Origin of the sequence: Streptomonospora sp. PA3, from assembly GCF_009728995.1 — a bacterium.
GTDB lineage: Bacteria > Actinomycetota > Actinomycetes > Streptosporangiales > Streptosporangiaceae > Streptomonospora.
Genome location: NZ_VTZW01000009.1, coordinates 627855 through 650811 on the forward strand (window position 1 = coordinate 627855; position 22957 = coordinate 650811).

Below are 22957 nucleotides of genomic sequence, written 5' to 3' on the forward strand. Positions count from 1 at the left end.
CTTGAGCACTAGGGGGTGCGGTGGATGTCGCGGTAGCGCTTCAGGGCCTCGGCCTGGGCTTCCAGCCATCGGCGCATGCGGTGCTCGTCCGACCAGTTCGCGAAGCGGTTTGCGACAGAGATTCAGCAGTACCATCCGCTCCTCGTTCCTGGGCTGCTGCAGACCGAGGAGTATGCCAAGGCCACCATTCGCGCAGGAAATCGGACAGTTTCAGCGGACGAACTCGCTGCTCGTGCAGCGGAGAGGGTCGAACGTCAGCAGGTATTGCAGCGAGAGCCGGATCCGCCGTTTCTGCTCGTCGTCATATGTGAAACGGTACTGCAGCGGCCACTTGGCAGTGTCCAGATAATGCGGAAGCAGCTGGAGCACCTTCATAAAGCGTCGTACTGGGACAATGTCGAAATACTCGTGGTCCCGCACCCTACCTGGAACCATCCTGGCTTGGATGGTGGGTTTCGACTTCTTAGGCTTCCTGGCGCCGGTACCGTCCTCTACCTGGAAACCAGGGCCACCGGAGGGATCTTTATCGACTCCGCCACGGTGGACGAGCATGTTTCCCTTCTGGGGGACCTGCGAGGTGCGGCCCTGCCTCCCGACCAGTCCCGCACGCTCATCGAACGAGCAAGAGGAGAGTTCTCGTGAAACCCAATGATGAAACCTGGCATAAGTCGTCGTACAGCAATGCGGAAAGCAACTGCGTCGAGATGGCTATAACCACCTGTGGAGGGGGAGCACTGCGCGACACCCAAAATCGAGGAGCCGGGTTCATCGCACTGCCCTCTGCAGAGTGGACAGCCTTCCTGCGGGCGGTGAAGTCGGCGGAGCTGTAGAGACCTCCCGCCTTCCCCTGACATCGCGACCCCTTCGGCTCCGGCCGAGGGGGTTTCGGCGTGTCAGGGCCGTTGGGACACCCCGGTTCCGCCCCGAGGTGGCGCCAGCGCCACCTCCTGCCGCCGAGCGTTGCACCGACACCACCCTCCTTTCTCGTCCGCCTCAGCCGCCTCATCCGCGGGCGCAGCCCAGCACCTCCGAGACCTCCCCCGCCGTGCGCGCGACCACGGGGCCCAGGTCGCGCATGCGCTCCTCGGGCATGCGGGACTCGGGGGCGCTGACGCTGAGGCAGCCGACCACGCGGGCCTCGTGGTCGAAGACGGGGGCGGCGACGGTGCGGATTCCGGGGGTGCGTTCGGAGAAGGACAGGGCGTAGCCCTGCTTGCGGATGTTCTCCAGCTCCTCCCGCAGCCGGGCGGGGTCGGTGATGGTCGCCGGCGTCACGGCCTCGATCGGGCCCGTCACCAGCTCCTCGGCCGCCGCCGGCGGCAGGAACGCCAGCATCACCTTGCCCGGCGCGCCGTAGACCAGTGGAATCGGCACGCCCAGTTCGGTATAGGTGCGGCGCAGCGCGTGGTGGCTCTCGACCTGGTCGATGACCGCGCGCTCGTTGCTGGGCAGCAGCTCGTGCAGCCCCACGGTCTCGTCGACCAGCGCGCGCAGCTCGCGCATGGCGCCCAGGGCAGCATCGCGCAGTGTCGTGGGGAAAGCGCCGCTGCGGGCGAGCTGCACCAGCAGCGGGCCGAGGGCGTAGCGGCGCTGCGCGGTCTGCCGGACGAGCCCGTTGGCCTGCATCGACGCCAGGATGCGGTGAGTGGTGCTGGTCGATAGCCCGGTCGCGCGGGCGATGTCGCTGATACCCATCTCCGGTCGGCGGGGACTGAAGCACTTCAGGATCGCCACGGCGCGGTCGATCGCCTGCACACCCGGCCTTGCAGCCCCGTTGCCCTTCGCGCCGGCGGCGGCGCGGCCTTCGGTCGTCTCGCTCAATTCGGCCCAACCCATTGACGTTAACGTGCTTGCAATCGTACGTTCCTGATATACGGGATCGCATCCCACTATACGGGAAATCCAAGAAACAGGTGCGTGGATGAAGCCGCTCGACGGATTCCGGGTTCTCGACCTCACCCGCTTCCTCTCCGGGCCGTACTGCACGATGGTGCTGGCGGAGCTGGGAGCCGACGTGGTCAAGGTCGAGCAGCCGGTCACGGGGGACGACTCGCGCCGGCTGGCGCCCAAGGTCAACGGCGAGAGCTACCCCTTCGGCATGCCCAACCGCAGCAAACGCAGTGCCTCCCTCGACCTCAAGGACCCGCGCGGCCGCGATGCCTTCCTGCGCATGGCCGCCCGCGCCGACCTGGTCATCGAGAACTTCCGCCCGGGAGTGGTCAAGCGCCTGGGCATCGACTACGACTCCCTGCGCGAGATCAACCCGGCTCTGCTGTACTGCTCCATCAGCGGGTTCGGCCAGACGGGCCCCTACCGCGACCGGCCGGGCTTCGACATCATGGCCCAAGGCGCGGTGGGCTTCATGCGCATGACCGGCCACCCCGAGGGCCGCCCCACCAAGGTGGGCATCGCCATCAACGACATCGCCGCCGGCGCCACCGCCATCTACTCGATCCTGGCGGCCGAGCTGAACCGGCGCGCCACCGGCGAAGGCGACTACATCGACATCTCCCTCGTCGATGCGGGCCTAGCGTGGACGGTGTGGGAGTCGGGCGCCTACTTCGGCAGCGGCGAGGAACCCGCCCCCACCGGCACCCGCCACCGCAGATCAACGCCCTACCAGGCCTACCGCACGGCCGACGGCTATGTGACGATCGGAGCCAACAACGACCGGCTCTGGCGCCGCCTGGTCCTCGACGCCCTGGAGCGGCCCGCCTGGCTGGAGGACGAGCGCTTCGCCACCCTGACGGCGCGCATGGAGCACATCGACGAGCTCCAAGAGGAGATCGAGGAGGTCACCGCCACCCGCACCACCGCCGAGTGGATCAAGATCCTCGACCGCGCCGGCGTCCCCGGCGGCCCGGTGCTCACCTACGCCGAGGCGCTGGACGACCCGCACGTCACAGCACGCGGGATGATCAGCGAGGTCGAGCATCCCATCATCGGCCCAATGCGCACCATCTCCCCGCCCGCCAAGTTCGGCTCGGCCGAGTTCGGCATCCAGGGCCCCGCGCCCTGGCTGGGCCAGCACACCCGCGACGTCCTCGCCGACGCCGGTCTGAGCGAGGACGAGATCGAGGCGCTCTACGCCGAGCGCGTCGCCTTCGACGAGCACCCCGAACTGCACGGAAAGTAGGCAGCATGTCCGACGACCTCCAGGTCGAGCGCTCCGGCGCGGTGGCGACCCTGACTCTCAACCGGCCGGAGACCCGCAACGCCATCCGGTTGGAGATGTACCGCGAGCTTCCCGGAGTCCTGCGCGGTATCGACGACGATCCCCGCGTCAAGGTGCTGGTGGTGCGCGGCGCGGGCACCAAGGCCTTCGCCGCCGGCGCCGACATCAGCGAGTTCCGCGAAGTGCGCGCCGACGCCGAGAGCGCCCGCTCCTACAACGAGCAGGTCGCGGCGGCCGAGCAGGCGCTGGAGGGCATGGCCAAGCCCACCATCGCCATGGTCCACGGCTACTGCGTCGGCGGCGGCTGCGGCCTGGCCCTGGCCTGCGACCTGCGCTTCAGCGACACCGCGGGGAAGTTCGCCATCACCCCGGCCAAGCTCGGCCTCGTCTACAGCCTGGAGTCCACCCGGCGGCTGGTGGACCTGGTCGGGCCCGCCCAGGCCAAGTGGGTGCTGTTCTCCGGCCAGCGCATGGACGCCGAGCACGCGCTGCGCACCGGCCTGGTCGACGTCGTGACCGAACCCGACGACCTGGCCGAGCAGACCTACTCCTTCGCTGAGCTGGTCAGCGGGCGCGCCCAGTACAGCGTCCGTACTGCCAAGGAGATCGTCCGGCGCATCGTCGCCGGCCAGCGCCGCGACGACGCCGAGACCACCGAATTGCGCAACGCCTCGTTCGACACCGAGGACTACGCCGAGGGCGTGCGCGCCTTCCTGGAGAAGCGCGCTCCCGAGTTCACCTGGTCGTGACGGCGGCGCGCCTCCGCTGCCCGCACGACCGGTCGCATCCGCACCAGCGGGACGCGGGCCCGCTCCCGCCCCGCACCCAGCGCCGCTCCGGCGGCCCGCATCCCCCCGACGCCAACCCCCCAACCGGAAAAACGCGCATCGCGCCGGCAAGGAGGCACCGCCATGCCGCTCAAGAAGACCGGAATCCTACTCGCCTCGGCCACGCTGCTGGCCACCGTCACCGCTTGCGGTGCGGGCACGGCGGTCCAGGAGAACCCCGACAACTACCCGAGCAAGGAACTCGACTGGACGGTCGCGTTCGGGCCCGGCGGCGGAAACGACATCATGTCGCGCACCATCGTCGACATCCTCAAGCAGGAGGAGCTCTACCCCCAGGACATCGTCGTGGAGAACCGCGAGGGCGGCAGCGGCGCCAAGGGCTGGGGCCACCTGCTCAGCAACTCCGGCGACCCCTACGTCATCTCGACCACGTCCGGGTCGTTCATCACCACGCCGCTGCAGGCCGACACCGGGTGGACCCACGCCGACTTCACCCACATCGGGCTGTTCGCCACCGACGACATGCTCTTCGTGACCCCGGAGTCGAGCGGCCTGAAGACCTGGGAGGACTGGGTCGACCACGCCAAGGACAAGGGCAAGGTCTCGGTCGGCGGCATCGGCACGGTCAACGTCGACTACATCATCCAGGCCGCCCTCGCCGACCAGGCCGGCTACGAGATCGAGTACATCCCCTTCAACGAGGAGGGGCAGTTGCAGACCGCCCTGTCCTCGGGCTCGCTGGACGCGATCGTCTCCAACCCGGGCTCCATCCTCGGCCAGGTCGAAAGCGGCGACGTGAACCCGCTGCTGTTCACCGGCCCCGAGCGGATGAAGGCGCTGCCCGACGTGCCCACCGGCGAGGAGAAGGGCTATGAGGGCCTGGTCTCCATGCCGCGCGGGCTCATCCTGCCGCCCGACGCTCCCGACTACGCCCGGGAATGGTGGATCGCGACCATGAAGAAGGTGGTCAAGACCAAGGCCTGGCAGGATTACCTGGACAAGAACCACCTCACCGCCGACGTCCGGTGGGGCGACGACTTCACCGTCTATCTGGAGGACACCTCGGCGCGCTTCGAGAAGGAGCTGAAGGAGCAGGGGGCCATCTGATGGCGAAGACGCCGACGTCGCGGGTGCGCCTGCCGTTCCAGCGCGCATCCGCCGAGCAGGAAGCGGACGGTGCCGGGGACGGCAGGGGGGAGCCGGACGGGGCCCGGGCTCAGACCGGCGGCGGGTCCGGCGGATCCGCCGCCGGGCGGCGGCCGGCGGTGTCGGGGCAGACGGTCTTCTACCTCGTCCTTGGCGCCCTGCTGACCGGGTACACCGCCATGGCCTTCGGGATGGAGTGGCAGACGACGGCCGGCCGCGTCGGCCCCGGGCTCTTCCCGCGGATCATCGGCGTGCTGGGTGTGGCCGCGTGCGCGCTGTGCGTCGTGCAGAGCATGCGCGCCGCCCGCGCGGCCGATCCGGCCGAGCAGTCCGCGCGGAGCGGCTCCGAGCAGGCCGAGCGGGTCGAGCAGGCCGGCGGGGCCCGGGCGGCCGCATCCACCGCGCAGGGTGAGGCGGACACCGCCGAGGCCGAGCGGGCCGGCGCGTCCGCCCCCGCTCCGGCGGCCCCGCCCGCCGGCGGCAGCGCCCCCGCAGACGACGAGCACCGGCGCCACCCCTGGGCCGTCGCGGCGCTGTGCGGGATCCTCGCGCTCTTCGTCACCGTGATGGTGCCGGTGGGCGCCGTGATCACCGGTTCGCTCGCGCTCATCGCGGCGCTGCTGGTCTGCGACAGGTCGCACCCGGTGCGCTCCGTCGTGATCGGGGCGGCCTTCCCGGTGGTGCTGTACGCCGTGTTCGTCTACGGCCTCAACGCGCAGCTCCCGCCCGGGATCCTGCCGCTCTGACCAGAGCGCCCTTCGCAAGCCGCCGCAGACCTCGGAGCCCAGTATGGACATCTTCGCCAACCTGGTGAACGGCATCATCGGGGTGCTCTCGCCCACCACCCTCCTCTTCCTGTGCATCGGCGTGCTCGTGGGCATGTTCGTCGGTGCGATCCCCGGCCTGGGCGCCTCGGCGGGACTGGCGATCCTGCTCCCGCTCACCTTCGGCCTGGACCCCACCACGGCGATCGTCATGCTCGCCGCCGTCTACTACGGCGCGATGTACGGCAACACGATCACGGCGGTGCTGATCAACACCCCCGGAGACTCGGCCGGGGTGGCCACCATCCTGGAGGGCCATCCCATGGCCCAGAAGGGGCGCGCCGGTCCGGCGCTGGTCATCGCGGCGGCCGCGTCGTTCGTCGCGGGCACGATCGCGGTCGTGCTGCTGACGATCACGGCGCCGCTGATGGCCGGGATGGCCGCGTCGTTCGGTCCGCCCGAGATCTTCCTGCTGGTGGTCATCGGGCTGCTGACCCTCGTCGTGCTCGTCGGCCGCAACTGGCAGCGCGGGCTGATCTCGGTGCTGATCGGCTTCGCCATCGGGACCGTGGGCATCGACGTGGGCGGCGGCACCCAGCGCTACACCTTCGGTTCCACCGAGCTGATCAACGGGATCGACTTCATCCCCGTGGCCATCGGCCTGTTCGGGCTGGGGGAGATCCTGTGGACCCTCTACCGCGGCGGGCACCGCGGCGGTGCGACGCCGATGCGGCTGGACCGGCGCACCGGCCCGTTCTGGCCCAGCCGGGAGGAGTGGCGCCTGGCGCGCGGACCGATCGCGCGCAACACCCCGCTGGGGTTCGTGCTGGGCGTGATCCCCGGCGCCGGCGCGACCGTCGCCTCGCTCATCGCCTACAGCCTGGAGAAGGGCCTGTCCAAGCGCCCCGAGCGCTTCGGCAAGGGCGCCGTGGAGGGCCTGGCCGCCCCGGAGTCGGCCAACAACGCCGCGGCGACCGGTGCGATGGTGCCGCTGCTGACCCTGGGCATCCCCGGCTCGGCCTCCACCGCCGTGCTGCTGGGCGGGTTCCTGATGTGGGGTCTGCAGCCGGGGCCGCTGCTGATGGCCCAGGAGCCGGAGTTCGCCTGGGGACTGATCTCCAGCATGTACCTGGGCAACGTCATGCTGCTGCTGGTGAGCGTGTTCTGCATCCCGCTGTTCGCCGCCGTCACCAAGACGCCGTTCCGCACCCTGGGGCCGCTGGTCATCATCCTGTGCGCGTTCGGCGCGTTCGCGGTCAACGGCAGCGTCGTCGAGGTGGGCATCATGTTCGCCTGCGGCGTGCTGGGGTTCTTCATGCGGATGTACGGCCTGACCCCCGCGGCGACGGTCATCGCACTGGTGCTGGGGCCCATCGCCGAGGAGACCCTGCGCCAGACGCTCCTGCTCGACGGCGGCATGGAGGTCTTCGTGCAGCGCACGCCCTCGCTGGTGCTGCTGGCCGTGCTCGTGCTGGTGCTGTGCGCGCCCCTGCTGGGGGCGCCGCTCAAGCGGGCCGCGGCCGGGTTCGTGCGGGCACGCCGCCCCGCCGGCGCCGCAGGCACCGGGGAATCCGGGGATGCCGGAGATGCCGGGACGGACGGGCCGCGGGGCACTCCCGGTGACGACTCCGGGAGCGGACCCGAGGACGCCCGGCGGCACGAGGTCTCCGGAGGCGGGTGAGCCGGGGCACCCGCCGCGCGTCCGCCGGAGCCCGCCGCAGTCCGGGCTCCGGCGGACGCGCACGTGTGTCGGGTGCGCGGCGCGCGGACCCTCACCGGCCGCGGGCCCGGCGCCAGGCGCCCTCGCCCAGCAGGCGCAGGCCGTTGAGCGCGACCAGGACCGTGGAGCCCTCGTGGCCGGCGACCGCGAGCGGCAGCGGCAGGGTGCCCGCCAGGTCCCAGGCGACCAGTCCCGCGATGAACACCCCGGCGATCACCAGGTTCTGCGCGACCAGCCTGCGCGCTCGGCGCGACAGCCGCACGGCCGCGGGCACGGCGGCCAGCTCGTCGCGGACCACGATCGCATCGGCGCTCTCCAGGGCCAGATCGGCCCCGGCGCCGCCCATCGCCACCCCGGTGTGGGCGGCCGCCAGCGCGGGGGCGTCGTTGACCCCGTCGCCCACCATCAGCACGCGGTGGCCGTCGGCCTCGACGGCCCGGATCGCCGCCACCTTGTCCGCGGGCAGCAGCCCGGAGCGGACGTCGGCGATGCCGGCCTCGGCCGCCGCGTGCTCGGCGGCATGGGGGTTGTCGCCGGTCAGCAGCAGCGGCGGGGCGCCGGTCTCCTCGGTCAGGCCGGCGACGGCCGCGGCGGCGTCGGGGCGCAGCCGATCGGAGATGCCCAGCAGGCCCGCCGGGCTGCCGTCGACCAGCACGAGCACGGCCGTGCGGCCGCGCTCCGCCAGCGACGCGGCCTCGGCGGCGGCCGCCCCGGGTGTGCCCCGCCCCAGCAGGCGCGCCGGTGAACCCGCCTCGATCCGGCGGCCGTGCACGGTGGCGGCCACGCCGCGCCCGGGGACCGAGGAGAAGTCCGCGGCGGGCGCGATCTCCAATCCGCGGGCGCGGGCCGCCTCGACGACGGCGCGGGCGAGGGGGTGCTCGCTGGGGTGCTCGGCCGCGGCGGCCAGGCCCAGCAGCCCGTCCGCGTCCAGGCCGGAGCCGGGCAGCGGGCGCACGTCGGCCAGCCGGGGCGCGCCCTGGGTCAGCGTGCCCGTCTTGTCGAGCGCCACCCGGTCGCAGCGGGCGAGCCGCTCCAGAGCGCGGGCCGACTTGACCAGGACGCCGTGGCGCCCGGCGTTGGCGATCGCGGCGAGCATCGGCGGCATGGTGGCCAGCACGAGCGCGCACGGAGAGGCGACGATCATGAACGTCATCGCCCGCAGCAGGGTCGGCTCCAGCGCGGCTCCCCACAGCAGCGGCACCGTGAACAGGGCCAGCGTGGCGGCGACCATGCCCACCGAGTAGCGCTGCTCCACCTTCTCGATGAAGAGCTGGGTGTCGGCCTTGGTCCGCGCGGCCTCCTCGACCATGGCCACGATGCGGGCGATCACCGAGTCCGCGGGGTCGCGTTCGACCGCCACGCGCAGCACCCCGGTGCCGTTGACGGTGCCGGCGAAGACCTCGTCGCCGACCTGCTTGGCCTTGGGCAGCGGCTCGCCGGTGATGGACGCCTGGTCGACCTCGCCCGCACCGGCGACCACGCGGCCGTCGGCGCCCACGCGCTCGCCCGGACGTACCACGATCACGTCTTCCGGGCGAAGGTCGGCGGCGGGCACGACGTCCTCGGCGCCGTCGGCGCGGACCCGGCAGGCGCGCTGCGGGGCGAGGTCGAGCAGACCGCGGACGGAGTCGGCGGTGCGGGCGGTGGCCACGGCCTCCAGCGCGCCGGAGGAGGCGAAGATGACGATGAGCAGCGCGCCGTCGAGCACCTGGCCGATCGCGGCGGCGCCCAGAGCGGCGGCGACCATGAGCAGGTCGACGTCCAACCGCTTCTCGCGCAGCGCGCGCAGCCCCTCCAGCGCCGGCTCCCAGCCGCCGGCCGCGTAGGTGAGCGCGTAGAGCGCCCCCCACGTCCAGGCGGGGGCGCCGAGCAGGTGCAGCGGCAGCGCGGCGGCGAACAGGGCGAGCGCGGCGGCGGCCCAGCGCACCTCGGACAGGGCGAGCATCCGGGCGAGCCGCCCGGGCGGGCGGGCGGTGTCCGGCGGCGCCGGCGGCGAGAGCACAGCGGTCACGGGGGTCCCTCCACACGAACCTGCGGATGTGCGGATCCCACCTTACAGGAACACATGAACAACAATTCAAGTGTTCATGAGTCCTGGGGATAGACTGGCCGCATGGGTCACCGAGTCACCACCCCCGCCGAGGACGCCCTCCGCACCCGGCTCGACGCGGCCGACGCGGAGCAGGTGGCCACGACCCTCCAGGCGCTGGCCACCCCCTCGCGGCTGCTGATCCTCGCCCGCCTGCGCGAGGGACCGCTGCCCGCCACGGCCCTGGCCGCCGAGGTGGGCATGGAGCAGTCGGCCTGCTCTCACCAGCTGCGCCTGCTGCGCAACCTCGGCCTGGTGATGGGCACGCGGCAGGGCCGCTCGGTGGTCTACGACCTGCACGACGACCACGTCGCCGCCCTGCTGGACCACGCGCTCTACCACGTCGAGCACCTGCGCCTCGGCGGCGCGGGCGCGGACTCCGCCGCCGAGACCGCCGCGGCCACACCCGAGGAGGACGCGGCGCTGCGCTGAGGGTGGTTGCGCGACGCGACCGCGGGCGGAGCGAGTCAAGTCAAGCCGGGCGTTCGGCATTCCGGTTCAGGTGTACGGGTGGAAGTGGCGTCCCCGAATGCCTCCGCGTTCTGTTTAAGTGGCCGGTCACCACGGTGGTTGCGGCAATGGGGCTGTGGTGCGCGTAGCGCCCGCCCGTCACCCGCCGCCGCCCCAACGGAGGCGCTTCGCGCCACGTACCTAATCAGAGCCGGGTTGCCGCTGAGCGCACGGTGCACGTTTGTGTCGGAGTCCCGCCACCGGTGGTGCGGCTCCACCTAGCAAGTTCCGCGTGCGCTCGGCGGCAAGCTGTGCTCGCGCTTCGCGATGCGCACCCATTGCCGCAGCCTCGGTGGTGGCCGCCCGAGGTGGTGCCCGGTGGGTTCCTGGGAAGCGGCGTCTCTGAATGGCTCTATGTGCTGTTTAAGTGGCCGGTCACCACGGTGGTTGCGGCAATGGGGCTGTGGTGCGCGTAGCGCCCGCCCGTCACCCGCCGCCGCCCCAACGGAGGCGCTTCGCGCCACGTACCTAATCAGAGCCGGCTTGCCGCCGAGCGCACGGTGCACCTTTTTGCCGGAGTTCCGCCACCGGTGGTGCGGCTCCACCTGACAGGTTCAGCGTGCGCTCGGCGGCGAGCAAACACGTGACGCGAAGCGTCTCCGCTGGGGTGGTGGCGGGCTGACGGGTGGGCGGATCGCGCTTCGCGATGCGCACCCATTGCCGCAGCCTCGGTGGTGGCCGCGCCAGGTGGTGCCCGGTGGGTTCCTGGGAAGCGGCGTCCCCGTCGTGCTCGAACACGACGTAGGTGCGCCGCCCGCGTGCTGTACCGGCGGGCACCGGGCCGGTGGGCGGGGGCCGGGCCGCTACCCGCCTGCGCCGGGGGCCGGGGTGCGGCGCAGGACCCACTGCAGGGCGCGCATCGGGCGGCCGGTGAGACTGGTGGTTTCCGACTCCTCGGCCGCCACGACCTCGCAGGCCGGGAACAGGGCGGTCAGGTGGCTCCGATCGTGGTGGCGGAACACGCCGCCGTCGGGCGTGGTGAAGACGCCGTGGACCGGATGGGGCGAGGCGGCGTAGACGGCACGGTAGTGCTCGCTGTTCTGCAGGGGGTAGTCGCACAGGAACACCAGGCCGCCGGGCGCGCACAGCCGCTCGGCCTCGGCGGCGATGCGGCGCTGGTCGCCGTCGTCGGGGACGACCGCGAGCACCGAGATCAGCAGGACGGCGTCGAAGGCGCCGTCGGGATGGGCCAGCGGCAGCTCGGGCGCGTGCTCCAGCCGCAGGTCGGGCGACTCGCGCCGGCCGCGCGCGATGAGCGCCGCCGAGGGGTCGGTCCCCACGGTGTCGCGGTAGCCCGCCCGAGCGAGGTCGCGCATCGCCCGCCCGTATCCGCAACCGAAGTCCAGAACCCGGGCGTCGGGGGTGAGCCGCGCGGCGATCGCCTGGAGCGGAACCGGATGGGTGAAGGTCTTGGCGGATCCGGGGCCTTCCCAGTAAGCGTTCGCCACAGCCGCCCTCCCCCTCGTCCCGCTCCTTCAGCCACCACTATCCCACCGCCGATGCCCGGCGGGGAGGGGCGCCGCGCACCGCGCCGGCCTTCCCGCGGCCCGGCCCGCCCGCCGCCGGCCCCTCAGCCGGTGAACGCCGCGGCGTGCTCGCCGACCCACTGGGCGAAGGTGCGGGCCGGGCGGCCGGTGACCTGCTGGACCGTGGGCAGGACGGTGTAGCCCGCCTCGGGCGGATCGGTTCGCATCTGCAGGAAGAACGCGATGTCGGAGTCGCCGAAGCCCTGGCCGCGCCACAGCTCGACCATGTCGTCCCGGCTCGTCTCGACGTAGCCGACCTCGCGGCCGAGGACCTCGCTGATGACGCGCACCTTCTCGGGCGGGGTGAGGGCCTGCGGCCCGGTCAGCAGGTACCGCCTGCCCGCATGGCCGTCGCCGGTCAGCACGGCCGCGGCCACGGCGGCCACGTCCGCGTCGTGGACCATCGCGCTCTTGGCGGTGGGGAAGCCGTCGCGGACGACGCCCTCGCCGCGCACCGAATCCGCCCATTCGAGGGTGTTGGACATGAACTCGACCGGCATCAGGTCGGTCCACTCCAGCCCGCCGGCCTTGACGGCGCGGGTGAAGCCGGTCTCCTCCAGCTCGCCCCGCAGCACGGTGGCCTTGCGGACACCGGCCTCGACCGCCAGCTCCACGATCTGCGGCCCGTTCTCCAGCGGCCGGTAGTCGTCGCCGAAACCGATCAGGTGGACCGCAGTGACCCCGGCGAACGCCGCCTCCAGGCTCGCGGTGTCGCTGAGGTTCCCGGCGGCGACCTCGGCGCCGGCCGGGAGGTCGGCCCGGGCGGGATCGCGGGTCAGCGCACGGACCCGGTGCCCGCCGGCGAGCAACCGCCGTACAAGGGGGCGCCCGATATTTCCGGTGGCGCCGGTGACGAGGACGGTCATCGCAAACTCCCTTCGCCTCGGTGCCGAAGCTAGCGACGGTCGCGGCCGCCTGCTGTCCGCCACCGTGCGGCGATCGGGGTTCCTCGGCCCTGTTCGACAGGGAGCCGTCCGCGGTGCGCCGGCGGGGTCACACCCCGGCCGGGCGGTCGATCCGGTAGATGTGGTGCAGCGGTTCGTCGTCGGGGTTGTCGGGCTCCATGGCGCCGCTGGCCACGCGCTCCAGGCCGGCCTTCTCCAGGGCGCGCCAGGAGGCGGCGTTGGCGGCGACGACGGCGACCATGACCGCCGGCGCCTCCGGGCAGTCGCGCCAGGTCTTGTCGACGAACGTCCGGATCATCCGGGTGCCGATGCCGCGTCCGATGCGGTCGGGCGGCCCGATCAGGTAGTCGATCGCGACGGCGCCCTCGGGCACCGCCGTGATCGCCGACAGCGAGGCGAACTCCTCGGGGTAGTCGGCCGGGCGCGACCGCTGCACCAGGCCGACGGGAGCGCCGCCGAGCAGCGCGAGCCAGTCCTGGGAGGGCTCCTCGCCGCGCGCCGCGGGGCCGAAGTCGCGTGCCACCGCCTCGGCGGAGGTCTCGTGGTTCCACCACCGCGCGACGTGCGGCTGCGCCAGCCACTCGCACAGCAGCGGAAAGTCCTGCGGGCCGATCCTGCGCCAGGTGAACATCGTGCCCCCGTGGGGTTCGCGGAGCACCGAGCATACGCCGTCCGCAGGGCCGGCGGGCCTGTCGCGCCCGCCGCCTTCGCTGGTGCCGCAACCCGCGCCGCGGGTGTCGGCGACGGGGAAGCATTGCCGACGATCACTCGGCGCCGTATGCTCGCAAACGAGTAATCGTATACGAGGGATACACATGGCCAGTCGCCGCAAAGTGGGCAACCTGCTCGCGCTCGCCGTCCTTTCGGCCGTCGTGCAGCGCCCGATGCACCCCTACGAGGTCGCCTCCGTGCTGCGCTCCCGCGGCAAGGGCGAGGACATGGAGATCAAGTGGGGCTCCCTCTACACCGTGGTGGGCAACCTCGCCAAACACGGGTTCGTGGAAGCGGTCGAGAGCGAGCGCGCGGGCGCCCGTCCGGAGCGGACGATCTACCGGATCACCGACGCGGGCCGGGCGGAACTCGTCGACTGGGCGAGCGAGCTGGTGTCGACGCCGCAGCCGGAGTGGCCCAGGTTCAAGGCGGGCCTTTCGGTGCTCGCCGCCCTTGAGCCCGATGAGGCCCTGGAGATGCTCCGGCGCCGGCTTCACGCCCTGGACGCGGGCATCGCTGACCTGCGCGCCGCGCTGGACCGGCACCGCCGGGAGGTGCCGCGGCTGTTCCTGGTCGAGGACGAGTATGAGATCGCCGTCCGCGAGGCCGAGGCGGAGTGGGTGCGCTCACTCGTGGGCGAACTGTCCTCCGGGAGCTTCCCCGGCCTGGAGGAGTGGCGCCGCTGGCACGCCGCCGGCGGAGCGCCGACCGGCGGCGCCGGGCAGGCGGGGGCGCCGAGCCCGGCCGACAGAGGGGAGGCCGACCGATAGCCGAAAGGCCCCGGCGGAGGTGTTGCAGCACCGCCGCCGAGGCCCCGCCCTCGAACCGAAACCCGGAACAAGCGAGTCCGGTCGCGACGTGGCAGACGCAGGATATCCGGCTCGCCTCGCGGGGTGCGGTTCGAGAAACCCACCGAACCCCTGAAGGCACCGAACGGTCGGTGCCGCGGAGAATCCTGAGGAGAGTCATGTCCGGAACACGCAGCGCGCTGGTGATCGGCGGCGGCATCGCAGGCCCCGTCGCCGCGCTGGCGCTGCAGAAGGCGGGAATCGAGGCGGTGGTCTACGAGGCGCACCCCTCCACCGCCGACGGCATTGGAGGCAGTCTCGCGATCGCGCCGAACGGCCAGGCCGCGCTGGAGGTGGTCGGGGCCCGCCACGCGGCCGAGGACGGTTCGGTGCCGATCAGCCGCTCGGCGCTGTCGTTCGGCGGCACCGAGGTCGAACTGCCGCACCTGGCGGGGCTGCCGCCGATGCGGCTCGTGCAGCGCGCCGGGCTGTATCGCGCACTGCACGACCTCGCGCTCTCCCGCGGAATCCGCGTGGAGTACGGCAAGCGCCTCGTGGCGGCCGACGAGGGGCCCGGCGGTGTCACGGCCCGCTTCGCCGACGGCACGTCGGCGGGCGCGGACGTGCTCGTCGGCGCGGACGGCATCCACTCCGCGGTCCGCAAGCTGATCGACCCCGGGGCGCCCGACCCGGGCCACACCGGCGTGCTGGGTCTCGAAGGGGTGGCGGACCACCGCGTGGGGCGCGAACCCGGCTCGCTGAACTTCGCCTTCGGTAAACGGGCCTACTACCTCTACTGGCCCCTCCCCGACGGCCGCACCGGCTGGGGCGCCAACCTCCCCCAGGACGGGCCGATGACCCTCACCGAGGCGCGCGAGGTCCGGCCCGAGGCGTGGGCGCGGCGGCTGCGCGAGATCTACGGCGACGACGACCCGGGCGGCCGGCTGGTGCGCAGCACTCCGGCCGATCGGCTGCAGGCGGCCGGGTCGCTGCACATCCTGCCGCATGTGCCGCACTGGCACAGCGATCGCATGGTGCTGGTGGGCGACGCGGTGCACGCACCGTCCAACAGTTCCGGCCAGGGCGCGTCCCTGGCCGTGGAGAGCGCCGTCGAGCTGGCCCGCTGCCTGCGCGACCTGCCCGACGCCCCCCGCGCGTTCGCCGCCTACGAGCGCCTGCGCCGTCCGCGGGTGGAGAAGGTCGCCGCCCGCGCGGCCAAGACGAACACGCTCAAGGCCCCCGGCCCCGCCGCCCGTGTGCTGATGCCGGTACTGATGCGGCTCCTCCTGCGGACGGCGCTCAGGCCGGAGAGGACCTTCGGCGCCGAACAGAGGTACCGGATCGACTGGGACGCCCCCGTGCGGGAGCCGGAGCCCGGGGCGGGCGCCGCAAGCTCTGCGGCCGGCAGCGGGCGCTGAACCGGGCGGTCCGCGGTGGGGCCGGGGCGGTGCGCACCCCCGGCCCCACCGGCGGGAGGGCCGGAGGCCGGCCTCGGGGCGACCAGGCGGCTACGCGCATGCAGTCAGCCGTGCGCCGGCGATGGCCCGGATTCCACACCGGTCTTCGAGGCCGGTCGGCGGGGGGCAGAGTTCGGCGGCGTGCGGCGCCGCGTGCCCTCTCAGTCGGCGCCTCGGGCCGGCGGGTCGCCGCCGTCGAGGCGGACGGTGACCGTCACCCGGCCTGCGGCGTCGGTCTCGGCGACCGCGTGGCCGGTGCGGACACCTTCGTCCAGGTCCAGCGAGATCGGGCCTCCCGCGCCGGTGAAGTTGCGCCACCACTGCTTGCGCTCGGGCATCATGACGCTGATCGCGACCGTTCCCCCTTGGCGCCGGTAGCCCACGGGGGTGGAGAACGTGCGCCCCGAGCGCCGCCCGGTATAGGTGACGACCGTCAGGCGCCTGCGCATGAAGCGCCCCCAGCGCGGCGAGTGGCGCAGTGCGGACACGCAGGCGTTGACGGGGCGGGTCAGGCGGCGGGGGAGCGGTCCCTTGTATCGCACGGGGCCTCCAGGCGTGGGGTGGGCGGGCGGTGCGTGAGCGCCGGGCGCGGCCGGCTTCGCCGCGGCGGCGGGACCCGTGCGGGTGGACGCGGACGCGGGTCCGCCGCCACACTAGCCGGATAAGTGGAGACCCCCGTCCGGTTGCACGGAAGTGAGAGGAATGGCCGCCGAGGACTCTCGCATGGCGCCCGGCCGCGCCGCTCCGGCCGCAGGCCCGGGTCTGCGTGCCGACGCCCGGCACAACCGCAACCGGATCCTGGAGGTCGCCGCCGAACTGCTGGCCGAGCGCGGGATCGACGTGCCCATGGCCGCGATCGCCAGGAACGCGGGTGTGGGCGTGGCGACCCTCTACCGCCGGTTCCCCACCCGGCAGGACCTCCTCCGCGAGGTCTTCGCCGACGGGTTCGCCGCGTGCGAGGCGGCGATCGACGACGCGCTGGCCGATTCCGGGCCCGATCCGTGGGACGCCTTCCGCACCGCCGTCGAGCAGGTCTGCGCCGTGCAGGCCGGCGACCGGGGCTTCAACGCGGCGTTCGTCGCGGCCTACTTCCAGGAGTTCGGAGTCGGCGGGGAGCTGGACCGCGTCATGCGGGGCCTGGCCGAGCTGACCAGGCGCGCCAAGGACGCCGGCCGGCTGCGCGCCGACTTCGCCCCCGAGGACTTCACGCTGCTGGTCATGGCCAACAGCGGGATCTCGGCCCGGTCGCCGGAGGCGGCGCGGGCCGCGTCCAGGCGGCTCGTGGCCTACCTGCTCGACGCCTTCCGCGCCGACAGGACCGCCCCGTCCGAGCCCCTCCCGCCGCCCGCCCCACTCGACCTCTACGACGCGCTGCGCCTGCGGTAGGGCGTGATCGGCCGTACCGGGGCAGGGGCCGGATCGGGCGCGCGGAGCCGGATCAGGCGTCGGTGTCGACGCCTCCGGCCAGCAGCGGCTCCAGGACCAGGTCGGGGTTGTCGCGCTCGACCACGCGCAGCCGGTACTTGTTGGGCAGCAGGACCAGCAGCTCGCCGTCGGAGCGGCGCTTGAGCACCTCGCAGCCGGAGAGGGCGTGAGCTTTGGGCGCGGAGTCGGCGTCGGTGCGCCGGGCCAGCGAGTACTCCAGGTGCGCCAGGTCGATGGGGGCGTTGAACTCCTCGGACATGCGGTGGGCGACCACGTCGAACTGCAGCGGGCCCACCGCGGCCAGCACCGGCGCCTGCTCGCCGCGCACATCGGAGGTCAGCACCTGCACGACGCCTTCGGCGTCGAGCTGGGCGATGCCGCGCTGGAACTGCTTGTAGCGCCCGGAGTCCTTGGCGCGGGCCACGGCGAAGTGCTCGGGGGAGAAGCTGGGGATGGGGGCGAACTCCACCTTGGGCCCGGCGTAGAGGGTGTCGCCCACGCTCAGCGCGGCGGCGTTGACCAGCGCGATCACGTCGCCGGGGTAGGCGGTCTCGATGGTGGAGCGCTCGCTGCCGAAGACGGCCTGGGTGTACTTGGTGGCGAAGGGCTTGCCGGTGGCGGCGTGGGTGAGGACCATGCCGCGCTCGAAGCGGCCCGAGGCGATGCGCAGGAAGGCCATGCGGTCGCGGTGGGCCTTGTCCATGTTGGCCTGCATCTTGAACACCTGGCCGGAGAACGGCGCGGAGATGGGGCGCCGCCCGCCGCGGGCGTCGGCGGGGTCGTGGGGCGCCGGCGCCAGCCGCACCAGCGCCTCCAGCAGTTGGGACACGCCGAAGTTGGGCAGCGCGGCGCCGAAGAGCACCGGCGAGGACTGCCCGGCCAAAAACGACTCCTCGTCGAAGTGGGCGCCGATCTCCTCCAGCAGCTCCAGCTCCTCGGTGGCCTGGACCCACTCCTCGCCCTCGACCTCGGCGGCCTGCTCGGCGTCCATGCGCTCCTCCAGGGCGCGGGTGGCGCCGCCGGGGGTGCGGGAGAGCTTGGTGTAGGAGCCCTCGGCGCGGTCGATGAGGCCGCGGAAGTCGCCGGCGATGCCCACCGGCCAGTTCAGCGGGGTGGGCCGCAGGCCGATGCGCTGCTCGATCTCGTCCAGCAGCTCCAGCGGTTCGCGGCCGGGCCGGTCCCACTTGTTGACGAAGGTGATGACCGGGGTGTTGCGGGAGCGGCAGACGTCGAACAGCTTGAGGGTCTGGGGCTCCAGGCCCTTGGCCGAGTCCAGCAGCATGATCGCGCAGTCCACCGCCGAGAGTACCCGGTAGGTGTCCTCGGAGAAGTCGGCGTGGCCGGGGGTGTCGAGCAGGTTGAGCACGCAGTCGCCGTAGTCGATGCGCAGGGCGGCGGAGGTGATGGAGATGCCGCGCGCCTGCTCCATCTCCATCCAGTCGGAGGTCACCCCCCGGCGCGAGCCCTTGCCGTGCACGGCGCCGGCCGAGGTGATCGCGGCGGCGTGCAGGGCCAGCGCCTCGGTGAGGGTGGACTTGCCGGCGTCGGGGTGGGAGATGACGGCGAAGGTGCGCCGCCGGGCCGCCTCCTCGGCGACCTCCGCGCTGGTCTTGGTGTCGGTTTCTGAGGCCGTGGTACTCACCGCTGCTGCTGTTTCCTCACCTGTGGTCGATCGGGGCCGGGTGCGTGCGCCGCCGATGGCGCAGCCGGTGGGCGAACTCCTCGGCCATGGCCAACTGCTCGCGCAGCACGCGGCAGCGCTCGTCGGCCGCCTGCTCGAACGCGTCCAGCCGGGCCGCCAGGGCCGCCCGCCGGTCCTCGGCCAGTCCCGGCTCGGCCAGGCCGTCGAGGGTCTGCAGCAGGTCGCGGGTCTCCTCCAGGCTGAAGTCGAGCGGTTTCATCCGCTTGATCAGCAGCAGCCGGTCGACGTCGGCCTCGGTGTAGAGCCGGAATCCGCCGCGCGAGCGGGCCGAGGGCTCTACCAGCCCGACTTCGCCGTAGTAGCGGATCGTCCGCAGCGACAGGCCCGTGCGCTGGGCGACCTGGCCGATCTGCATGTGCTCGGCGCCCATGGACGCACCTCCCGGGTCCGACTCTACCCGTACGTGAGAAACGACGGTCCAGGACAGGGGGCGCCGCTTCGCCGGCGGCTCGGGACGAGGCACTGCTTTTGCGTGGATCGACATTGATCGATGGTTGATTTCATTGATGGGAGTCGATAAATTCGCCTTCACGCACATAGATCGACGAACATCAATGAAAGGGGTCTCCATGTCTGAGGCGCATCCGGTCGTGGTGATCGGCGCGGGCCCGGTGGGACTGGCCGCCGCTGCGGAGCTGGCCGAGAGGGGCTTGCCGGTGCTGGTCCTGGACAAGGGCGCCCGCGCGGGCGCCGCGGTGCGCGAATGGGGACACGTGCGGCTCTTCTCGTCCTGGCGCGACCTGGTCTCCCCGGCCGCCGAGCGGCTGCTGGCCGAGCGCGGGTGGACCCGCCCCGACCCGGTCGGCTACCCGACCGGCGCCCAGTGGGCCGAGACCTACCTGGAGCCCCTGGCCGCGGCGCTCGGCGACCGGGTGCACCTGGGCGCCGAGGTCGTCGGGGTGTGCCGGCGGGGACGCGACCGGGTGGTCGACGCCGACCGCGCCGAACTGCCCTTCACCGTGCGCGTCCGCGACTCGCGCGGCGGCGAGCGGCGCATCACCGCTCGCGCCGTGGTCGACGCCTCGGGCACCTGGGGCACCCCCAACCCGCTGGGCGGCGACGGCCTGCCCGCCCTCGGCGAGGCGGCCGCCGCCGACCGCATCGCCTACCGGATCCCCGACCTCGCCGACCCCGCTCTCCGCGCCCGCTACGCCGGCCGCCGCACGGCCGTGGTGGGCAGCGGCCACTCGGCGCTGACGGCGCTGGTCGCCCTCGCCGGACTCGCCGAGGAGGCGCCCGGCACGCGCGCGCTGTGGGTGCTGCGCCGCGGCGCCGTCGGCGACGCGTTCGGCGGCGGGCAGGACGACGGCCTCCCCGCCCGCGGCGCCCTCGGCGAGCGGGCCCGAGCCGCCATGGCCTCCGGTCGCATCGAGGCGGCCACCGGATTCGCCACCGCCGATGTGCGCGCGGGCGACTCCGGCGTAGTGTTGGCCGACGAGGAGGGCCGGGCGCTCGACCCGGTAGACGAGGTGATCGCGCTGACGGGATTCCGCCCGGACCTGGCACCGCTGGGGGAGCTGCGCCTGGGCCTGGACCCCGCGCTCCAGGCGCCCGTCGAGCTGGCCCCGCTCATCGACCCCAACGTGCACTCCTGCGGCACCGTCTACCCGCACGGCGCCGCCGAGCTGTCCCACCCCGAGCCCGGCTTCTACCTGGCGGGGATGAAGTCCTACGGCCGCGCGCCCACCTTCCTGGCGCTGACCGGGTTCGAGCAGGTCCGCAGCATCGCCGCCGCGCTCGCCGGCGACCACGCCGCAGCGGCGCGGGTGGAGCTGACCCTGCCCGAGACCGGCGTGTGCCAGGGATCGGGGCTCGCCGACGAGACCGGCGCTCCGGAGGACTCCGCGGCGGGCGGCTGCTGCGGACCCGCACCGCTTCCGGTGGAGGTGGAACGCCCGGCCGCCGTGCCGCTGCCTTGAGGCCGCGGCCCGGCACCGGCGCCGCCGCGGTTCTGGCTGATCCGCGGCGGCGCCGCGCGCTGGCCGCTCTCTGCGTCACCGTGACCACCAGCTACGGCGTGCTGTACTACGCGTTTCCCGTGCTGGCCCCGGCGATCAGTGCCGACACGGGCTGGTCGCTGTGGGCGGTCACCGCCGCGTTCTCCGCGGCCCAGGTCGTGACGGCGGTGGCCGGGGCCGGGGTGGGCCGGCTGCTGGAGCGGGTGGGACCGCGGACGGTCATGACCGCCGCCGCGCTGATCGGCACCGCCGCGACGGCGGGGATGGCGCTGGCTCCCGGCCTGTGGGGCTTCGCGGCCGCCTGGCTGTGCGCCGGAGCCGCGATGTCCGGCCTGTTCTACCCGCCGGCGTTCGCCGCGCTCACCGCGTGGTTCGGCGCCGCCCGCACGACGGCGGTGACGGTCCTGACCCTGGTCGCCGGGCTGTCCAGCACCGTCTTCGCCCCGCTTACCGCCGCACTGGAGGCCGGGCTGGGATGGCGCGGCGCCTACCTCGTGCTGGCCGCGATCCTGCTGGTCGTGGTGGCTCCGCTGCACGGGTTCGCGCTGACGCCGCCCTGGCCCGCCGCGAGCAGGCACGCACGGTCCCGCGGCGGGCCGAACATCGTCCGCACGATCGCCCAGCGGCGGTTCCTGGCCCTGACCGCGGCCCTGACGCTGGGCGCCTTCGGGGTGTACGCGGTGGTGGTCAACCAGGTGCCGCTGCTGCAGGCGCGCGGGTTCGACACGGCGACCGCGGCCTGGGTGCTGGGCGTCGGCGGCATCGGCCAGGTGCTGGGCCGGCTCGCCTACCTCCCGCTGGAGGCCCGCACCGGTGCGCGGGGCCGCGCGGTACTCGTGCTCGCCGGATGCGCGGCGACGACCGGACTGCTGGCCGCGGTCCCGGGCCCCGCGGCCGCCGTCCTGCTGCTGGGGCTGCTCGCGGGAGTGGCGCGCGGCGCCTTCACGCTGCTGCAGGCGACCGCGGTCGCCGACCGGTGGGGCACCGAGCGCTACGCCACGCTGAACGGCATCCTGCACACGCCGCTGATGCTGGCGATCGCCCTGGCCCCCTGGGCCGGCGCCGCCCTCGCCGGGCCGCTGGGCGGCTATCCGGCGCTGTTCGCCGCGCTGGCCGCGATCGGCGGCCTGGGCGCCGTCGCCGCGCTGGCCACCCGCCCCGCCCCCGGCCGCGGGTGACGCCGCGCCCGCCCTCAGCGGCCCGGGTCGGGCGCCGGGCCCGTGGAGTCGCGGATGACCAGGTGGGAGGGGAGGACCACGCGGCGCGGGGACTCCGGGTCGGCGCGGGCCGACCCCGTGGTCAGCAGGATCTCCACGGCGGACCGGCCGGCCTCCTCCTGCGGGCCCGCCAGGGTGGTCAGCGCCGGCACGCAGAAGTCGGCGCCGAATATGTCGTCGTAGCCGACCACGCTGATCTGCTCGGGCACCTGCACCCCCCGCTCGGCCAGCCGCCGCAGAATGCCGATCGCCAGCAGGTCGTTGTGGGCGACGACGGCCGTCGCCCCCGACACCAGCGCCGCATCGGCGGCCGCGCCCCCGCCCGCGACCTGCGGCGGGAACGGGCCCAGCCGGGTCGCGCCCATGCCGCGCCGCCCGGCCCCGGCCGACAGCGCCCTCCAGCGTTCGCCCGCGAGCCAGGACTGGTGGGGGCCGGAGAGGTAGACGAGTGAGCGGTGCCCCAGCGAGGCCAGGTGGTCGACGATCTGCGCGCTGCCCGACGCATTGTCGACGACCACGCTGGGCAGCCCGTCGACCTCCCGGTTGACCAGCACGAGGTTGTGCTCGCGCGCGAGGTCGGCGGTGGTGGAGTCGGGCATGCGGCTCGACGCCAGCACGAACCCGTCCACCGAGCGGGCCAGGCGCTCGATCTGGTCGCGCTCGGTGTCGGCGGACTCCTCGGTGAACCCGAGGATGAAGGTGATGTCCGCCGCCGTCGCCCGGCGCTCCGCGCCCCGGATCGTGCCGAAGAAGTGCGGGTTGGCGATGTCGGGCACCAGCATCGCCAGGGTCGCCGTGCGCCCCGACTGCAGCGCCGTGGCCAGCGGGCTGGGGTGGTAGCCCAGGCGCTCGGCGACGGCCAGCACGTGCCGGCGGGTGGTCGCGTTGACCCGGCGGGGGTTGCTGAAGGCGCGGGAGACCGTGGAGGCGGCGACACCGGCCTCGCGGGCGACGTCGTAGACGGTCGTGCGCTTGGGGGAGCTCATGGTGTCCGTTGTACGCGCGATGGCAACATTTGGCAATCGCTTGCCATGTTTCGCGGCGGAAACCTAGGGTTCACATCATTCCTGCTCCAG

At 73.3% G+C, this 22957-nt stretch carries 22 protein-coding genes; 13 read left to right on the plus strand and 9 right to left on the minus strand.

The features are described 5' to 3' along the window. Positions 1-75 precede the first annotated feature (75 nt). Both FZ103_RS11235 and FZ103_RS11240 read left to right on the plus strand, forming a co-directional pair. Positions 76-642, plus strand: coding sequence for a DUF5753 domain-containing protein (locus FZ103_RS11235; RefSeq protein WP_156000641.1), 567 nt, complete (start codon positions 76-78; stop codon positions 640-642). After that, a complete protein-coding gene (locus tag FZ103_RS11240) occupies positions 639-830 on the plus strand; it encodes a DUF397 domain-containing protein (RefSeq protein ID WP_186356119.1) in 192 nt (63 codons plus the stop codon). The genes FZ103_RS11235 and FZ103_RS11240 overlap by 4 nt, the downstream gene beginning before the upstream one ends. Before the next feature lie 172 nt (positions 831-1002). On the opposite strand, the gene FZ103_RS11245 is transcribed toward FZ103_RS11240, so the two are convergent. Further along, a complete protein-coding gene (locus FZ103_RS11245; RefSeq protein WP_255429873.1) occupies positions 1003-1821 on the minus strand; it encodes an IclR family transcriptional regulator in 819 nt (272 codons plus the stop codon). Between the two features lie 100 nt (positions 1822-1921). On the opposite strand from FZ103_RS11245, the gene FZ103_RS11250 reads away from it, so the two are divergent. From FZ103_RS11250 to FZ103_RS11270, 5 genes are all read left to right on the plus strand, one after another. Next, complete coding sequence (locus tag FZ103_RS11250) at positions 1922-3136, plus strand: CaiB/BaiF CoA-transferase family protein (protein WP_156000643.1); 1215 nt, start codon at positions 1922-1924, stop codon at positions 3134-3136. Positions 3137-3141: 5 nt separating this feature from the next. Further along, on the plus strand, positions 3142-3924 hold the full coding sequence (locus FZ103_RS11255) for an enoyl-CoA hydratase-related protein (RefSeq protein WP_156000644.1): 783 nt from the start codon (positions 3142-3144) through the stop codon (positions 3922-3924). 162 nt (positions 3925-4086) lie between these two features. Next, positions 4087-5070 (plus strand): tripartite tricarboxylate transporter substrate binding protein, encoded by a 984-nt coding sequence (locus FZ103_RS11260; RefSeq protein ID WP_156000645.1) that lies wholly within the window; start codon positions 4087-4089, stop codon positions 5068-5070. Further along, entirely contained in the window at positions 5070-5855 is a 786-nt protein-coding gene (locus FZ103_RS11265; protein WP_156000646.1) for a tripartite tricarboxylate transporter TctB family protein, read from the plus strand. Before FZ103_RS11260 ends, FZ103_RS11265 begins: the two co-directional genes overlap by 1 nt. A gap of 43 nt (positions 5856-5898) precedes the next feature. Beyond that, entirely contained in the window at positions 5899-7554 is a 1656-nt protein-coding gene (locus tag FZ103_RS11270) for a tripartite tricarboxylate transporter permease (protein ID WP_156000647.1), read from the plus strand. Positions 7555-7645: 91 nt separating this feature from the next. Here the strand turns inward: FZ103_RS11270 and FZ103_RS11275 are convergent, their stop codons facing one another. Continuing rightward, positions 7646-9538, minus strand: a complete 1893-nt coding sequence (locus FZ103_RS11275; RefSeq protein WP_156001050.1) for a heavy metal translocating P-type ATPase — start codon at positions 9536-9538, stop codon at positions 7646-7648. Positions 9539-9706: 168 nt separating this feature from the next. Between FZ103_RS11275 and FZ103_RS11280 the strand changes: the two genes are divergently transcribed. Next, complete coding sequence (locus FZ103_RS11280) at positions 9707-10114, plus strand: helix-turn-helix transcriptional regulator (RefSeq protein WP_156000648.1); 408 nt, start codon at positions 9707-9709, stop codon at positions 10112-10114. Between the two features lie 881 nt (positions 10115-10995). Here FZ103_RS11280 and FZ103_RS11285 read toward each other — a convergent pair. From FZ103_RS11285 to FZ103_RS11295, 3 genes are all read right to left on the minus strand, one after another. Further along, a complete protein-coding gene (locus tag FZ103_RS11285; RefSeq protein ID WP_156000649.1) occupies positions 10996-11640 on the minus strand; it encodes a class I SAM-dependent methyltransferase in 645 nt (214 codons plus the stop codon). 122 nt (positions 11641-11762) lie between these two features. Further along, on the minus strand, positions 11763-12584 hold the full coding sequence (locus FZ103_RS11290; RefSeq protein ID WP_156000650.1) for an NmrA family NAD(P)-binding protein: 822 nt from the start codon (positions 12582-12584) through the stop codon (positions 11763-11765). Positions 12585-12711: 127 nt separating this feature from the next. Further along, complete coding sequence (locus FZ103_RS11295; RefSeq protein WP_222936654.1) at positions 12712-13281, minus strand: GNAT family N-acetyltransferase; 570 nt, start codon at positions 13279-13281, stop codon at positions 12712-12714. A 157-nt stretch (positions 13282-13438) separates the two neighbouring features. On the opposite strand from FZ103_RS11295, the gene FZ103_RS11300 reads away from it, so the two are divergent. Both FZ103_RS11300 and FZ103_RS11305 read left to right on the plus strand, forming a co-directional pair. Then, positions 13439-14104, plus strand: a complete 666-nt coding sequence (locus FZ103_RS11300; RefSeq protein WP_156000651.1) for a PadR family transcriptional regulator — start codon at positions 13439-13441, stop codon at positions 14102-14104. Between the two features lie 197 nt (positions 14105-14301). Further along, complete coding sequence (locus tag FZ103_RS11305) at positions 14302-15540, plus strand: NAD(P)/FAD-dependent oxidoreductase (RefSeq protein WP_156000652.1); 1239 nt, start codon at positions 14302-14304, stop codon at positions 15538-15540. A gap of 200 nt (positions 15541-15740) precedes the next feature. Here the strand turns inward: FZ103_RS11305 and FZ103_RS11310 are convergent, their stop codons facing one another. Next, a complete protein-coding gene (locus tag FZ103_RS11310) occupies positions 15741-16121 on the minus strand; it encodes a nitroreductase/quinone reductase family protein (protein WP_343233475.1) in 381 nt (126 codons plus the stop codon). 181 nt (positions 16122-16302) lie between these two features. Here FZ103_RS11310 and FZ103_RS11315 point away from each other — a divergent pair, with 181 nt between their 5' ends. Continuing rightward, positions 16303-16965 carry a TetR/AcrR family transcriptional regulator gene (locus FZ103_RS11315; RefSeq protein ID WP_255429874.1) on the plus strand — a complete coding sequence of 221 codons (663 nt, stop codon included), beginning with the start codon at positions 16303-16305 and terminating at the stop codon, positions 16963-16965. A gap of 52 nt (positions 16966-17017) precedes the next feature. Here FZ103_RS11315 and FZ103_RS11320 read toward each other — a convergent pair whose 3' ends face one another. Together FZ103_RS11320 and FZ103_RS11325 are read right to left on the minus strand one after the other, a co-directional pair. Then, a complete protein-coding gene (locus FZ103_RS11320) occupies positions 17018-18646 on the minus strand; it encodes a peptide chain release factor 3 (RefSeq protein WP_186356120.1) in 1629 nt (542 codons plus the stop codon). Between the two features lie 16 nt (positions 18647-18662). Further along, the gene (locus tag FZ103_RS11325) at positions 18663-19076 is read right to left on the minus strand and encodes a MerR family transcriptional regulator (RefSeq protein ID WP_255429875.1); all 414 of its coding nucleotides are present in this window, start codon (positions 19074-19076) and stop codon (positions 18663-18665) included. 199 nt (positions 19077-19275) lie between these two features. Here FZ103_RS11325 and FZ103_RS11330 point away from each other — a divergent pair, with 199 nt between their 5' ends. After that, positions 19276-20625 carry an FAD-dependent oxidoreductase gene (locus tag FZ103_RS11330; RefSeq protein ID WP_156000654.1) on the plus strand — a complete coding sequence of 450 codons (1350 nt, stop codon included), beginning with the start codon at positions 19276-19278 and terminating at the stop codon, positions 20623-20625. A gap of 80 nt (positions 20626-20705) precedes the next feature. Further along, complete coding sequence (locus tag FZ103_RS11335; RefSeq protein WP_343233476.1) at positions 20706-21842, plus strand: MFS transporter; 1137 nt, start codon at positions 20706-20708, stop codon at positions 21840-21842. Between the two features lie 14 nt (positions 21843-21856). Here FZ103_RS11335 and FZ103_RS11340 read toward each other — a convergent pair whose 3' ends face one another. Continuing rightward, on the minus strand, positions 21857-22867 hold the full coding sequence (locus FZ103_RS11340) for a LacI family DNA-binding transcriptional regulator (protein WP_156000656.1): 1011 nt from the start codon (positions 22865-22867) through the stop codon (positions 21857-21859). Positions 22868-22957 lie beyond the last annotated feature (90 nt).